Genomic DNA, 15,602 nt, shown 5'->3' with positions numbered 1-15,602 from the left:
TCGTTCAAGGTAACGGTATACAACGTGACCGTGCCGGTGTTGGTGATGTAGTAAGTGTAAGTGATGGTATCACCCACCTGGGCCGGAGGGCCGGAGGCCGGCAGGGGCACTTTTTCCACAGTGATGGCCGTGGTATAAGAGATGGGCACACTCAGGGCGGTATTGGCCGTAACCAGATTGCTGCCCAGGTACGCGCCGGTGACGGTGGCGGTATTGGTGATCGGGCCGGGCAGGTCGGCTTCAGTAACCGTTGTGGCGGCGGTGCCACTGGTGCCGGCCGAGAGGCCGAGGGTGGTAGTCAGCGGGGTAAGGGGGCCGAGTGGGTTATCGGTCAGGGCCAGAATGGTCAGGGTGATATCGCCGGTGTTGGTGATCCGGTAGGTATAGGTGATGGTATCGCCGATACCGGCCGGGGAGACGCCGGGCACTTTGGTAATGGTGATGGCGGCTCTGACCACGTGAACCGGGGCAGTCTGGCCGACGACGGCCTGGGTCAAATTGTAGGTGGCGGTAATGAACTGGTTGTAATACGTACTCGGTGTGAGCGGGGTGGTGGCGGTAAAGCCGGTGGAGGTGGTAGAGGCAGTGGTGGAGAAAGTCCGGCCGGGCAAGGTGAGTCCGGTTTGAGCGTAAGTGGCCGGCGTAAAGTCGGGGTGGAGCACATCGGTCAGGCTGATAGTGGCAATGCTGTTGCCGCTGTTGGTGAGAGTGATGGTATAAGTAACCACATCCCCCGGCGCCACAACCGGGGGATAGACGCTTTTGCTCAGAGTAATGATGTTGGTTGAGGTCACGCTGGTGGTGAGGATATCCGACACCAGGGGCGCGTTAAGGGCAAAGGCGGCAAAGGTATTGGTGATCACCCCCGGCCGCATAGGGCTGGTGACGCGCACGGTCACGGTTACTTGGGCCGAGCCGCCCACGGGGAGGGGATTATCCAGTTGCCACAGGATAGGATTGCCGGTATCGGTCAGCGTGCCGGTGGCGCCCACAAATCCGGCCGATTGATAAACAACTTCTCCCGGCAGGGTATCGCTGATCACCACCGCCGTGGCCAGCCCTTTGGATGAGGCATCGTTGGCCACGGTGATGGTGTAGGTCAACAGGCCGCCGGCCTGAACCGGGGTGGGGCTGGCGGATTTGCTCACGGTGAGGGTGGCCGGCGCGGTAACGGTGACGGTGACCGGAATGCCCACGGCCTCGGTATACACATTCCCCCCGCTCACGCTATAGGTTTGATTGACGATTTTTTCGCCTTGAGCCAGCGGGCTGGCCACCTGGACGGTGTAAGTTAAGGTTTTGGCGCTGCCGCTGGCCAGGGAATCGGTAAAGACCCAGGTCACGGTCATGCCGTTCAACACGCCCGGCGGCTGGGGGTCAATCACCACTGAACTGGAGACGGTGTGGTTGGGCAAAACATCGGTAACGGTGTAAGCGCCGCTGGTGGCAATGCTGCCGTTGTTGGAGATGGTCAGGGTGTAGGTGAGATATTGCCCCGGCTCAATGGTGGGGCTGGACACGGTTTTAGTAATGGCCCAAATTGGCGCCTGGACCGTGGTGGTGACCGGCGGGCCGGCATCGTCAAAAGCGCCGGCGTTGGCTTCGACGGTGTAATTGTTGTTGACAATTTCGGCGCCGTTGGGCACTGTTTCATCAACAATCATGGTTAGCACCAGGGTATTGCTGGTGCCATGCGTAAAGGAAATGGGAAATACCCACGGATTGTAAAACATCACCCATCCGGCGGCGGGAGGGCTGCAACTATAACCCCAACGCGGATATGAAGCAATGGGAGGCTCCTGGTGATAAGGGCCGCAAGAGGTGTTGGGCGGCATCGTGTCGGCCACAATGGCCTGGGTAATGGGCTGTCCGGTTTGGTTAGTAATGGTAAAAGTGTAAGTGATAATCCCGCCCGGCTCAACAAATTGGGGCGCGGTTTTGGTGATGGTCAAACCATTGGTGGCGCGAACCAGGGCCGCGCCAAAGGGCAGCGGCACCTCAAGGGACGCGCCGCCGGGCCACTTTACCGAAAGAGGCAGGCCGTCAGCTACGGTGGACGGCAGGGCAGGCACGGCGACCCGCATCGTTCCGGCGGTAACAGGCAGCAGGAGCAAAATGAGCGCCAGGCTCAAGGCCAGGCCAATAGACACTCCCAAACGAAGCCAACGAGGCGGCAGGGGCGGCGGGGTTTGCGTTTTTTTCTCCATCATTACAACCCTCTCAGCTCAAGCTGGGGATATGGGGCAGTCTAAAATCCTTAGTCCTGAGCTTAAGCGCATAGTCTCTTGGTCACGGCGCATGTTTTAAGATCAACGGCAGGTAGGTTTTGCTGCCCGTACTGACGGGGCCGGTGATCACCGTGTGCCTCACCCAATTGCTGGTTTGCAGCGGTGAGGCGCTGCTGCCGGCGCTGGCCTGGTTTTCCAGGATGGCGCCGGATAGGGTAGCCGTGACCGTAACGTAGATGGTGGCGGTCAGGCTGGTGTTTGGTTCCAGTTTGGCGGTGGAAACGGCCACAACATTGCCGTTGATCACCGGGCCATTAATGACTCCCGGCGCGCTGTTGGTTGAGCTAATTAACGTAACGTAACTGACCGGCAACGGCAAGGTGTCCGTCAGCCGGACCTCGCTGGCGGCTACGTCGCCAACATTGTCCACCCGCACGGTGTAGGCGATGCTTTCCCCCGGGCCAATCTGGTTGGCCGGCGCAGCGGTTTTGGTAACGGTGAGCGCCGGGGTGTGGATGGGCAGGGTCATCGTCCGGGTCAGGCCCTCGCCGGTGGCGGTGATGGTTAACGTGCCGGAAATATTTTTTGACGCCAACGTGGCCGTAGCGTTGCCGTTGCTGTCGGTCGTGTCGTAGACCGTATCAACATCGCCGGGAAAGGCAGCCAGGCCGGTATTGCTCAGGGTGAAAGTGATGGATTTGCCGGCCTTCAGGTCGGCCCGGCAATAATCCAGCGTAGCTGTGGCCACCGCGGCAGCTCCGCCGGTGGCCAGGGGATTGGGTAAGGCGGTCAGGGTCAGGTTGGTGGGAATGGCTTGATCGCTAATATTGATCGTCTGGGGGGGGGGGAAATTGCTGACAATGCCGTACTCACCTAGAATGCGTATATTCCCTGCACCAGTGGCCTGCAATGTAGAAGTAAAGAACCCATTCCCATTAGTCGTCCCGGGGTCTGGAGATATTGTAGCTGTACCGGCAGGAGGGACAAGTCCAGCCAGTATCGTTAGATCTACCGACTTACCGGATAAAGGATTCCCAAATTGATCAGTCAAGGTAGTCGTGGCGACCGTGGTCTCGCAAATTTTGAGTGACGTCGAAGCCGCAACCACAGTCAAATTTTTCGGTTCATCCGGTTGGACCGTCACGTCTATAGAGCCGGAGGCCATCGTCGCATTGTCGGCGGTCACGCGATATTGGTTGGTCAGGGTGGGGGGATTGGGCAGGGTGGTTGACACCTGCCCGGTCACGGTCAGTTGGACGAAGCTGTTCGGCGGCAAGGGATTGTCCAAATCCCACACAATGGGGTTGCCGCCGTTGGTGATCACCGAGCCGGGCACGCCGCCCACAAATCCGGCGGATTGGTAAATGAAAAAAGCGGGCAGGGTATCGGTGACCACCACGTTCAGGGCCGGGCCGTTGCTGCTGGCGTTGGTGATCGTGAGGGTGTAGGTTAAGGGATAGCCTACGGTAAGCACGTTGCTGCTAGCAATTTTGCCGATTTGCAGGGTGACGTCCGAGTCCACCGTCACCGTCACCGGCTGGCCCGCGGTGGGGGTGTAAACCCCGCCGCCGCTGACTTCATAATCCTGGTTAACGAGCAGAAGGCCGTCGGTGAGCACGTTGGAGGTGGTGACGACAAAAGAAACCGAGCGAGCCGCGCCGGCCGCCACCGTATAAGTGGGGGGAGACAAGACCCAGGTTAAGGCGCTGCCGTCAAAATTTGCTGCCGGCGAGGCCGAGCCGCTGACGTAGTAAGTGTCGTTGGGGAGTTGATCGGTGATGGTGTAGCTGCCGGTGGTGGCGGCCGTGCCGCTGTTGCTGATGGTGATGAGATAAGTAAGATACTGGCCGGGGGTGGTAGGATTGCTGGAAGGGGTTTTGGTGATGGCCCAACCGGGAGCGATAACGGTAGTAGTTACAGGGGGGCCGTATACAGGCTCCCCTGTTGCAACAAAGTAGCGATCATTCAAAATTTCCGAGATGGGTGGAAGAGGATCATCTACATTCACTGCAACTAAAAAATCAACTGAAGCACCATCGGCAATAGAACTACTAACCAATCCCCAAATTATTTCATCATCGGTGCAGCCGGGCGAAACAAGTCCCCAGCCCGATGGTGATTGAACGGAGGCGCAATTGAGAACGGTATTGGTAGGTGATTTTTCCCAAATAACAACGCTACCAGGACCTAAAGGTCCGCCTGTTTGATTGGTAAATGTCAAGGTATAAGTAATGGCTTCCCCTGCCCTGACAGCGGCGGGTTCGGCTACTTTGGTAACGGTTACGCCGCCTTGCGCGTAAACCAAACTCACGCCAAAAGGCAAGGTATCCATAAAAGGCCGGGCCGGGGTGAAGCTCTGGCTGTTGCTGCTCATCGCTAGGGGGATAAAGAGCAATCCCAGGGCCAGGCCAAAGGCCAGCAGCCCGGAAAAACCCAAACGGAACCATTTATTGTTTATAGCATAACCAGACATCCAGGTTTTATTCATGGTTAACTCACCTTGTCTCCGGCACATGGGCGCTCACCTGCTTTTCCAAAACCAGGCCAGGCCAACAATGATCAGCAAAAGGAGGGAAAGGCCACTCAAGGGCCAAATGAGGGTGGTTGAGTCGCCGGTTGGATTTGTTGAGGTTGCCGAAGGTAACGCCGAGGCACCGGTTGTTGGGACTGCGGGAGAGGTTGGGGCCAGGGAAATCGGGGGAGAGGTTGGCGTCGGCAAAGTTGTGGCCGTGGGGTTGGGCGGGTTGGCGGTAATCGCCGTTGGCAATGGGGTGGCGGTCAGGGTGGGCGGGGCAGCCCGGACTTCTGTTTTGAGCGGCGGCCCGGAAGCCAAAAGGCCGCCTGCATGCATGGGCACAATCCCGTAATCTTCAAGCACAAGGTGCTGCCCGGCCATTTCTGGCAAAACCACCACCACCATCTCAAATCTAACTGCGGTCCCCGCGGCCATTGGACTTAGCGTGGCCCAGGCCACCTTGCCCGTTTCATTGGAGGCCGGGGCGCTGGTGAACCAGGCCGGGTGCTGGCCGGCCTGGATTTGGGTGACGCCGGGAGGAGGGGTGACGAACACCATCACCTCCTGCGCCGGGCCGGGGCCGGTATTGGTCATAACCACCGTGTAGGTAAACGCCTGGCCGGCCACGGCATATTTGGCCTGGGGCAAAACGCTCATTTCCAAAGAAGGCGGCGTTTGGGCCAGGGCCAGCGCAGGATGGCTGAAAATGGCCAAGGTGGAGATCAATAATATAAATATCAAGGAAAGGCTTAAGGATCGTTTGCTCACAGGCAGCCTAACGGGTAGTAACTTTTGTGGCGGGCAAATGCCGCATAATTTTATTTTGCATTGCCCCATTCGTTCGCCGGCCAGTCCTGGGAAACGGTGAGGAATTTCATTGGGATTGAGGTGATGGGGGGAGACATTAACACCCTCCTCAGCAGGAGCTGGTCAGCATCTTCTAAAGTCTTGGCACATTGATATAGACTCGGGCCTCCTCCGGTTTGTTTGATTTTGTTAAAAGTACGCTTCGGCCCCCATTATTAAAGTCTTACGTCAACTCCAAAAGATGCGGGCCGAAGCCGGGCCAGGGTTTATTTTAAGGTTTATTGGCCGCGCAACATTTGTAAATAACGCTGCGCCTCCTGGCTGGCCCGCGGGTCCTGGCCGGGGTCTCGGGCTAAAAAAGTTTCAAAAGCCTCAATGGCCTGCTCGCGCTGATTCAAGGCCATGTAGGCCACGCCCAGGCCAAAGTAAGGCTCGCTGGAGCCAGGGGCCAGTTCCAGAGCGCGGTGCAATTGCTCTATGGCTTGATTCAATAAATCAGCATCGGGTTGGCTGCCGCTTTGGGTGGCCTGCTGGATGTAGACCGCGGCCAGGTTGTAAATCACTTCGCCATCATCGGGATTTAGTTCCAGCGCCTTTTGGTATTGAGTCAGGGCCGAATCAAGTTGGTCCTGGCGATGATAGGCCGCGCCCAAATTGGCATAAGCCGCCTGGTGGGTGGGGTCTAACTCCACTGTTTTTTGAAAGGCGGCTGCGGCCTGGGCCCACTGGCCTGCTTCATAGTGCGCTTTACCCAAATTGAACCACGCTTCAACGGAATCTGGATTAGCCTGAACTGTCGCTTCGGGGCCGGTGACCAGGGCTTGAGCTTCGGTTGAAATAGGGGCCGTATCGCCGCTACGCTCAGATAAAAATTGCTCCTGAACCAGGGGATAAACCAAGAAACCAATAATAATCAGCGCCACCACCACAATTACTACGCGCCAAATCAACTTGAGACGATTGTTTGCAACAGTACTCTCGTTCATGGGCTTTTGTTCACCTATGCTTTTGCACCTATGCTTTTGCACCTATGCTTTTGCTTCCAGCAATATCACTTGCGTTTCTTCGGGCAAGTTGGTTCTGGTTAACTTCAAAGTATCAATCGTTTCGGTTTTGGCAATGCCCATTTCCTTTAAAAATTTGCTCACCGGATCGAGTTTGAGGGTAATATTGGGCAGTTTGTAATGCATGGGAATAACAATATAGGGTTCAATCAGGCTGATTACCTCGGCGGCCTGCGTGGCTTTTAACGCATTTTGACCGCCCACCGGCACCAACAACACATCAATGCTGCCCATCTCCTCTACCTGCTTTTGAGTGGGCACATGCGCCAGGTCGCCCAGGTGACACAGGGCAATGTCATCCAAATAAATCACAAAAACGTTGTTTGATTCGGCGGCTTTGGCGTTTCTGGGAAGCATCCGAATGCCGGTAACAAACACCCCGCTTATTTCGTACTCGCCGGGATGATCAATAACCTTAAAATTTCCTTTTACCCCGGCAGTATGATTGTGGTGGGGCGTGTTATGGCTTACCGTAACAATATCTGCTTTGAGACTGGGCAAGGATAAGCCGAGGGTTTTATCATAAGGGTCGGTGATTACCGTGGCATCCCGACTTTTCAAACGGAAGCAAGCATGACCATACCAGGTAATATCCATAGGGGCTAAAATTTAATCCTTTGTTGTAGAGATAATGTCAATTCTACCATGTTTTAAGATAGAGTACAACTGAACATAATAAGGATGTTCACTATCAAGAAGGGTCTTAAAAATCAAAAAGCCATAGCCAGGATCGGCCTATAGCTTTTGGGTAGTGGTTATATTAACTGATGGCGACGGAACGGCAAAGCTAACTTTGTGACTCCATCAGTCACCATTTGACCACTACCAGCTTTTGATTATTACCGCAGGCTCCAGCTTTTAAACCAGGGGCCGGGTGGTCAATTGGTCGGCAAACTTTAGGGTAATTTTCCGCAGATAGGGTTCTTCGGTCAATTGATATAAAACCTGATCATCCGGGGCCTTAGTTTGCTTCAAAATACCCAGTAATACTAAATCGCCCAGTTCGGGGCGAACCGAGTGAATACTGCGCCCAATGCGTTGGGCAATATTTGCCGCAGAGGCGTGAAAATTCGGGTTGTCGGCAAAAAAGGTCAAAATATCCCACTTTAACAAATCGGTGGCATACCTTTCAACAAATACCAAAAAATCTACGTCAACTTCTTTACTTGGTGGTTGGAGGGGTGGTAACATCTCATCATCTTCCAGGGGGTTATATAAAAGAATCTAACATTTTCTGGTTGCCATTCCAATAGTACCAGCATCCCAACATCGCCAATTTTAAGGGTAACGAATCCAGACTTTGAAAATAGTATAGCTAATGGTATAGTAAAAGTGTAATCATGAAGTTACGCCTCACCGCTGAAGCTTAATGGCTCTGTCATCTCTGACGAATGACCGGGGACGAACGACGAAAAATGAGAACAAGCGCCATTCTGATAGCGTCTGCCCAGGGACCGGAACTGAAGAAGATACTTGAAGCAGAGGCCGGCCATCACGCATGGCCGGTTGAGCTATGGCGCAGTGATACCCCGCTTGTTGACCAATTATCTGAGCAGGTTTACGCCGTTTTGCTTATTGAGGTGGAGCTACTGCCCCAAATGGCCCCTGCCGATTCATTTTTGGCCGGGTTGACGCCGGTTGCGCCCCAAACAACGGTGTTGGTATTGGCCAAACCCAATCAGCGGCAGCAGGCCATTGCCCAATTGCAGCATGGCGCAGCGGATTACCTGCTTTTTCCCATCACCGGCGCAGAGTTGGTTTTAAAGCTTGAGCGCATTTTGGAAATTCAGGCGCTCAAACAGGGCCAGTCGCCGACGCAATTTAAAGCTTCGGCCAATGAGTTGTTGCTGCTGAGTGAGGCCGGCCAGGAGATCAACCAATCTCTGGAACTTGACGAGGTGTTGAAGATTGTTCTGAGCAGGGCCGAAAACACAACCGGCGCGAACCTGGCCGGCATTTATCTGGCCGACCGGAATGAAAATTTAAACAAAAATGAGATAGTCACCAGAACATCGTCCCTGTTTAGTAGCCTAACGCGGGAGAATGACCTTTTATTCGCGCTGGCCCAAAACACGGCCCTTGAGCGGGAGATCTGTTGTTGCCAAAAAACGTCCGCCCCGGAATGGCAAAACCAATCCCTGCAATCCGCCTTGCTCATCCCCATGGTTTCCGGGGACAGATTGATTGGCGTTTTGGCCCTGGGCAGCAACCAATTATCGGCCTTTCCCGATCATCAGGTTCGTTGGCTATCTGTTTTTTGTGATCGGGCCGCCATTGCCATTGAAAATGCTTATCTATTTCAAAGCCTCTCTTCGGCCTATATTGATCTAGCGCAGAGCCGGGAAAAGATTTTGCACAGCCGAAACACCCTGCAAGTATTGTTTGACGGCATTACGGACGATCTTTATATTGTTGACCAGGATTTGACCATTAATGCCCTGAACCGGGTGAGTATGGATCAGCAACAATATCAACCGGACGACTTGATTGGCAAAAGTTATCTCTCGTTGGGTTGGACCAGTTCTGAACCGGAGTTATTAGAGAGAATCCGGGAAGCGCTGGAAACCGGGCAAGAAACCACCTGGATCCCCCCCGAAAATGAAACCGAGCCTTATCTCAAAGATAGAGAATTCCGCATTTATCCTATCCGCAACCGCTTAGGGCAGGTGGAACAGGCCATTGTTTTTGCCCAAGATGTATCGGAGCGCCGGCACTTGCAGGCCTCCCTGTTTCGTTCGGCCAATCTGGTGGCCATTGGCCAATTGGCCGGCAGCGTGGCCCACCAGATTAACAATCCGCTCACCGTGGCCATGGCCAATAGCCAATTGGTTTTGCTTGAGGTTGCGCCCAACAGCGAGGTGCACGAACTCACCAACGGCATCTATAAAGCCACAGAGCGTATTCAGAGTATCGTCAAGAATCTCTTGGAGTTCTCCAATCAAGAAACCTATTTTTTTGTGGAAACAAATTTAATTGACACCATCGAAGACGCCCTGGCCCTGGTCATTCGTTCTTTGAAGAAGGTCAAAATTGAGGTGAGCAAAGACTACCAGGCCCAGCCGAGGCTTTCGGCCAGCGTCAGCCACTTGAAGCTGGTCTGGATGAATCTGCTGCTCAATGCGCGTGACGCTGTAGCCGGCTATGCCGAACGGCCTCAAATTACCATCTCCACCCAAATGGTATCGGACCGGGAGGTGCAGGTTACTATTAGCGACAATGGCCAGGGAATCACGGCTGAAGGCTTAGAGCAGTTGTTCAGACCCTTTTTTACCACCAAGCCGGTGGGCAAGGCCTTGGGGTTGGGCTTATATTCTGTCCACGCCATTATTGAGCGGCACCATGGTCAAATCAAGGCTTCCAGCCGGCCTGGCGGTCCCACCAGTTTTGAGGTCATTCTGCCGCTTGACAATCCGCGCGATTTATAATTGCTCACTTCTGGCCATAATTTTATACCCCCCTAAACAACAAAAAGCCTACTCTAAATAGTAGGCTTTTTTAACAATGAAATTTTGGCCGCAACGCCGGGCTTAAACCGTATTCAAATAGGTATGCATCAGGTTCAAGGAGATATCAAGGCCGGTAAAATCTTCAACCAGGCCGGGGGCCAATAGAACCAGCGCCGCCAAGGCCACCAAAATACAGATGCCCAGCAAAAGCAGGCAGCCACACCCATAGAGCAAATATTGGGTGGTTTTGCTTTCCCTGGCGGGGGCAGCGCCAGACGGCATAGCATAGACCGGCGCCTGCTGGGGCGGAGCCTGATACGGATACGCGCCGGGCTGCGCCCCCGACATTTGAAAGACCAGGGCTGTTTGCCCAATGCCAATACTATCGCCCGGATTGAGGATTTGAGGGGTAGTAATCTGCACCCCGTTAACAAACGTGCCGTTGGTGCTGCCCAGGTCCTCAATCACATATTGCCCGCCTTGCCAACTAATGCGACTATGGCGTCGAGAGGATTCAGGGTCTTGCAAAATAATGTCCAATCCTTCTTCGCGGCCAATGATCACCTGGTTGCCCGTTATCGAAAAACTCATCCCTGCCTGAGAACCTTGTCGAACAACCAGGCTGGCTGCGGGCCGGCCATGGCCCATCATTGTTGGCTCATTATCATACATTGTTGTTTATCCTCCTGAAGTTATTATGTTGGCCAGAAAGCTAAGGACAACCTGCCGCCTTTTTATCATCCTATTTCCAGGTCAACCATTCCACTCTTAGCGCCCCCGTACTATATTCCGGGAAACGAAGTTTGCCCAGTCGCCCCTGGTTGGTTTTGTAACAAACAGAACGCCCGGAAACCAGGGCATTGTTTGGATCGGTGACTACATCGCTGCCATCAATGAAGCTATACGCGCTAAAGTCTGCATTGTTGCACTCATTCTTGGTTAATTCTTTGAGGTTATTAACCGTTCGCATTGGCGCCAACTGCACCCCGGCCTGCACCTCAAACCTTCTGGTAGCAGGTTCAACCCGCCACCAAAAATCGTCGCCCGGAATCTCGCCTTTGTCAACGTCCAGGGTTTGATTGGCCTCAACCGTAATCAGCCCCCTGGAGACAATGGGATTATTCACCACCACCGGTCTTTCTCTGATTTCTTCAGAATTATCCTTCCTGACCACGCGCAGGGTATAGGTTTTGGTGTCTTTGGGGCAATCGGTCACATTGCCGCTGCCGCCCACGCCGTTTCCTTCAAAGTAAATTTCCTTCACCCCGGTCACATTCCAGGTAATCGTCACACATTCGCCGCCTTCTTCAATAGACGTGGGCGACACTTCAAACTCTATGGTGGTTGGTTCGCCAGTGGCAGTGGGGGTGTCTGTAGGGGTAGGGGTATTTGTAGGGATAGGCGTAGAAGTATAAGTGGCCGGGATGGTGGTGGCAGTGGGGGTAGCGGTGGGGGTAGGCGTTTGGGTTGGCGTGTTGGTGGGCGTAGGAGGAGCCGGAACAATGGGAATATTTTCCACGTTAAAAACTTGGGAATAGGCCGAATCCGCCGAAACCCAACCGAGTTGATCCGGGGCCGGGGCAAACCGGATTTGCCACCATTGAAAAGTGGGGTCTTTACCCAGGATTTCGGCAGTGGCGCCGGTGGGCAGTAAGCCCAATAAGGGATACTGCGTGCCCGGTCCACCCCGCACATTAAGATCAGCCCGGGTAGTCAGGGAGGGTGCGCCCGGCACGGGCGTGGCGGTGGGCGTGGCCGGCGTTGGCGTTAGCGTGGCCGTAGGCGTGGGCGTGGGTGTATTGTCGCCCTCTCCCACGGCATTAACCGTAATCACTGTGGGGGTACTGACCGCGCCCCGGGTATTATACGCCCGCACTTCCAGAGTATAAGACCCGGCCGCTTGCGGCGTCCACTGAAAAGAGGCAGTCAGAGTGGGTTGTCCCTGGGCGGGGCTAACCGCCTCACTAATTTTCAGGCCGCTCACCCACAACTCCATCCGCTCCACCCCGGTTGGGTCCGACGCCGTAGCCTGGATAGTCACCGGCTGGTTGACCCGGACCTGGCTGTTATTGAGAGGCGCCGTGATAGTTACTTTGGGGATCTCGGCTATGGTATCACGGTCCGGCGTGAATAGATAATAAACAGCCAGCACGGCCACAATCAGGAGAGTCACCACCAGGGCCAACGCGCCGCCAATGGCCAAAAGCGTCATCCTTGACGGTTCTGCCGACGACGGCCGTGACGGCAGGAGCGGCGGCGGCGGCATAGAGGAAGGCGCGGGCACAACCGGCGCGGAAGGCACAGGCACGGGCGGCGGTTGGGATGAAAGTTGGGTCATCCCCATTGTTTGGGGCGCGGTAAAACCTTTGACCCCAAACACAGATGAGCCAATACTGATAATATCGGCCGGCTGCATCACGTGCTGGCCCATAATGGGCTTGCCGTTAACCAGGGTGCCATTGGTGCTCCCCAGATCTTCCAAAATCACCTGGTCTTGCTGCCGCAGCAAACGGGCATGATACCTGGATACCTGTTCGTCATCCAAAGTAATGTCATTCGTTGCATCTCGACCAATGGTCAGGGTAGCGCCCGTAATGGGAAAACCCTTCCCGGCTAAAGGGCCGGCGTGAACCACCAGTTGCAACTGCCGTTCGGGCGCCCCTGGCGCATGTGGATTAAAGGCAGACGGATGTCCCATAAACAAATAACTCCCCCAATCAATGAATTCTGTTTAACCTTTACAATAATAATCCCTTTTTGTTACAATTTCAAATTAATAGATGAAGCGTTATACTCATTACGGTTAAAAACCCTTCAATAGTCATCTGGATACTCCTGTTCAGCCGCTTTTTGAATTTGTGGCGAGCCTTGTATAATGTCCCCCGCTAAGCCGCCCGGAAGAGGTTAATTCTATGTTCAGCGGACTCGATACCGAAGCTTATGATCGCGCTTACAGCGATCCTGAATTGATCCGGCGCATTGCCGGCTATTTTGCCCCCCACCGCAAACGGGTGGCGGGCGTGGTATTTTTTGTCAGCCTGGTCTCGCTGGCTGCAGCAGGGCAGCCCTTGATTGTATCCAGGGGCGTGGGGGCATTAGAAGGGCAGCCTTCAACCACCTTCATCTTGCTCTTGTTCGCGTTTATGATCATCTTTGGCGTGAGTATTTGGCTGGCCAACTGGATTCGCCGCCGGTTAACCATTCGGGTGATTGCCGACGTTATGGCGGCCCTGCGCCGGGATGCGTTTGCTGCCTCCATCAACCACGATCTGGCCTTTTTCGACGAATTTCCTTCGGGCCGGATCATCAGTCGCATCACCACCGATACCAATGAATTTGCCCAGGTGGTGCAATTGATTGTTGACATCTCCAGCCAGTTCCTGCTGGTCTTTATCCTGCTGCTGGTTTTATTCAATATCTCCTGGCAACTGACCCTGATCTTGCTGGCGCTCACGCCCATTGTGATTCTGCTAACGGCCCTTTTCCGGCGAGTAGCCCGCTTTGTCACCCGCCAGGGTTTTCGCGTGCTGGCCAGGGTCAATGCCGCCATTCAGGAGGCTGTCACCGGCATTAGCATTGCCAAAAATTTTCGGCAAGAACAGGCCATTTATCAAGAATTCAGCGCCGTCAACCAACAATCCTACCGGGTCAATTTGTATCGCGGTTTTTTTCTATCAAACGTATTTCCGGTGCTGATCACTTTGTCCGGCCTGGGCACCGCTGCGCTGCTCTACTGGGGCGGTCTTTCGGTGAACCTGGGCCTGGCGTCCATTGGGGCCTGGTACTTGTTCATGCTCAGCCTGGATCGTTTTTGGTTTCCCATGATCAACATTTCCGTATTCTGGAGCCAATTTCAGGCCGGCCTTTCCGCGGCGGAACGCATTTTTGCTCTCATTGACGCCCAACCGTTGGTGCAACAAACAGATAACCGCCCGCCCCCCCGGCTGAAAGGGGAAATTATTTTTGACCGGGTTCATTTCCGCTACAGCGAGCAGGAACAGGTGTTGCAAGACTTCTCCCTGCGCATCGCCCCCGGCGAAAGCATTGCCCTGGTGGGCCACACCGGCGCGGGCAAAAGCAGCCTGGTCAAACTGATCACCCGTTTTTACGAATTCCAGGCCGGCCACATTTACGTGGACGGGCACGACATCCGCACCTTTGACCTCACCCTCTATCGCCGCCAGTTGGGCCTGGTGTCGCAAACGCCTTTTCTTTTTTCGGCCAGCGTGGCCGACAACATCCGTTACGCCCGGCCCAACCTGACCGACGCCGACATCGAAGCTGTGGCTTATCGTATTGGTCGCGGCGAATGGTTGGAAACCCTGCCCGAGGGCCTGCACACCCACGTGGGTGAGCGAGGAAGCCGTCTCTCAATGGGCCAGCGCCAGTTGGTAGCCTTTACCCGCGTGCTGGCTCAGCAGCCCGCCATCTTTATTTTAGACGAAGCCACGGCCAGCGTGGACCCCTTCACCGAATCTCAAATCCAAACCGCTCTAGACCTCATCCTGGCCAACAGCACCGCCATTGTCATTGCCCACCGCCTGTCCACCATCCGTTCCGCTCAGCGCATTTTGGTGCTGCAAAACGGCCGCATCATCGAAGAAGGCAACCACCGCCACCTCATGCAGCAAGGCGGCCACTACGCCGAGCTGTACGACACCTATTTCCGTCACCAGTCGCCGTATGCCTATGATCACTCATCCTTAAAGCGCTCACATTTTTAAGGATGAGCTTTACGCCGGAAGATTTGGGGCTTGAGTAACGCCCTGATCCCAATCACAATTATTTTTTAACGCCTATTAAGCGTACTCTTAGTCATACTATCATCGGCTTGAGTAAAAAATATTTGACACCACATCAACGAAATGTACAATAAATTTGATTGTCTCTAAAAACTATTGAGGTGAAGATGATGGAAGCAGTGATAGACCGTCATATTGTGGTTGATGAGAAAATTTGTCACGGTAAACCGCATCTGGCCAGACGACGTATTCGGGTTCAAGACATCGTAGTGTGGCATGAGCGGCTTGGCTTGAGCGTGGATAGGATATGTGCTGAGTATAGTCTCTCCTTGTCAGAAGTTTACGCCGCGTTAACTTATTATTTTGATTATAAAGATTCCATTGATCAAGATATTGCCCAAGATAAAGCCTACGTTGAAGCTTTCAAAGCACGCAACCCTTCGCTATTGCAAGAAAGACTAAAGGATTTACGTGGCGTCTAAACTTCGTTTTCATCTTGATGAACATATCAGCCATGCTATAGCCCAAGCCTTGCGCCAACGTGGCGTTGATGTTACGACCACCGCCGAAGCAGGATTACGTACGCTAAGTGACGAGGCGCAAATGGAGTATGCTCGACGCGAACAGCGGGTGTTTGTAACCAGTGATGCCGGTTTTTTAAGTCGTAGCGCCCAAGGACAATCGCATTATGGAATCGTCTATTATCCCCCCAACCAGGGCTGTTCAATTCTAAATAATTCCTTCGTAATTCAGAACCCTGTCGAGGTTCATGCAATTTTTGAACAGTTCCAGTTTAATGT

General features: G+C 54.1%; 12 protein-coding genes. 4 read left to right on the top strand and 8 right to left on the bottom strand.

Annotation, left to right across the window (positions count from 1 at the left end; genetic code table 11):
• The 6 genes from JW953_20570 to JW953_20545 form a co-directional block, all read right to left on the bottom strand.
• Positions 1-2,210: DUF11 domain-containing protein (locus JW953_20570; GenBank protein MBN1995100.1), on the bottom strand; the 2,210-nt coding region annotated here is incomplete at its 3' end.
• Between the two features lie 79 nt (positions 2,211-2,289).
• Positions 2,290-4,716, bottom strand: a complete 2,427-nt coding sequence (locus JW953_20565) for a DUF11 domain-containing protein (protein MBN1995099.1) — start codon at positions 4,714-4,716, stop codon at positions 2,290-2,292.
• Between the two features lie 33 nt (positions 4,717-4,749).
• Positions 4,750-5,511, bottom strand: a complete 762-nt coding sequence (locus JW953_20560) for a DUF11 domain-containing protein (protein ID MBN1995098.1) — start codon at positions 5,509-5,511, stop codon at positions 4,750-4,752.
• 317 nt (positions 5,512-5,828) lie between these two features.
• Complete coding sequence (locus JW953_20555) at positions 5,829-6,536, bottom strand: tetratricopeptide repeat protein (GenBank protein MBN1995097.1); 708 nt, start codon at positions 6,534-6,536, stop codon at positions 5,829-5,831.
• A gap of 42 nt (positions 6,537-6,578) precedes the next feature.
• Positions 6,579-7,211 (bottom strand): MBL fold metallo-hydrolase, encoded by a 633-nt coding sequence (locus JW953_20550; GenBank protein MBN1995096.1) that lies wholly within the window; start codon positions 7,209-7,211, stop codon positions 6,579-6,581.
• Between the two features lie 261 nt (positions 7,212-7,472).
• Positions 7,473-7,805, bottom strand: coding sequence for a hypothetical protein (locus JW953_20545; protein MBN1995095.1), 333 nt, complete (start codon positions 7,803-7,805; stop codon positions 7,473-7,475).
• Between the two features lie 224 nt (positions 7,806-8,029).
• Between JW953_20545 and JW953_20540 the strand changes: the two genes are divergently transcribed.
• Positions 8,030-10,039, top strand: a complete 2,010-nt coding sequence (locus JW953_20540) for a GAF domain-containing protein (protein MBN1995094.1) — start codon at positions 8,030-8,032, stop codon at positions 10,037-10,039.
• A gap of 102 nt (positions 10,040-10,141) precedes the next feature.
• Here JW953_20540 and JW953_20535 read toward each other — a convergent pair whose 3' ends face one another.
• Together JW953_20535 and JW953_20530 are read right to left on the bottom strand one after the other, a co-directional pair.
• Positions 10,142-10,732 carry an FHA domain-containing protein gene (locus JW953_20535; GenBank protein ID MBN1995093.1) on the bottom strand — a complete coding sequence of 197 codons (591 nt, stop codon included), beginning with the start codon at positions 10,730-10,732 and terminating at the stop codon, positions 10,142-10,144.
• A 70-nt stretch (positions 10,733-10,802) separates the two neighbouring features.
• Complete coding sequence (locus JW953_20530) at positions 10,803-12,758, bottom strand: FHA domain-containing protein (protein MBN1995092.1); 1,956 nt, start codon at positions 12,756-12,758, stop codon at positions 10,803-10,805.
• Between the two features lie 214 nt (positions 12,759-12,972).
• On the opposite strand from JW953_20530, the gene JW953_20525 reads away from it, so the two are divergent.
• The 3 genes from JW953_20525 to JW953_20515 all read left to right on the top strand — a co-directional run.
• Positions 12,973-14,784: an ABC transporter ATP-binding protein gene (locus JW953_20525; protein MBN1995091.1), complete on the top strand. Its 1,812-nt coding sequence runs from the start codon at positions 12,973-12,975 to the stop codon at positions 14,782-14,784.
• A gap of 185 nt (positions 14,785-14,969) precedes the next feature.
• Positions 14,970-15,284: a DUF433 domain-containing protein gene (locus tag JW953_20520; GenBank protein MBN1995090.1), complete on the top strand. Its 315-nt coding sequence runs from the start codon at positions 14,970-14,972 to the stop codon at positions 15,282-15,284.
• Positions 15,274-15,602: DUF5615 family PIN-like protein (locus tag JW953_20515; GenBank protein MBN1995089.1), on the top strand; the 329-nt coding region annotated here is incomplete at its 3' end. The genes JW953_20520 and JW953_20515, both read left to right, overlap by 11 nt.

It is taken from the genome of Anaerolineae bacterium (assembly GCA_016931895.1).
GTDB lineage: Bacteria > Chloroflexota > Anaerolineae > 4572-78 > J111 > JAFGNV01.
This window is presented reverse-complemented; position numbering and strand designations above follow the sequence as displayed.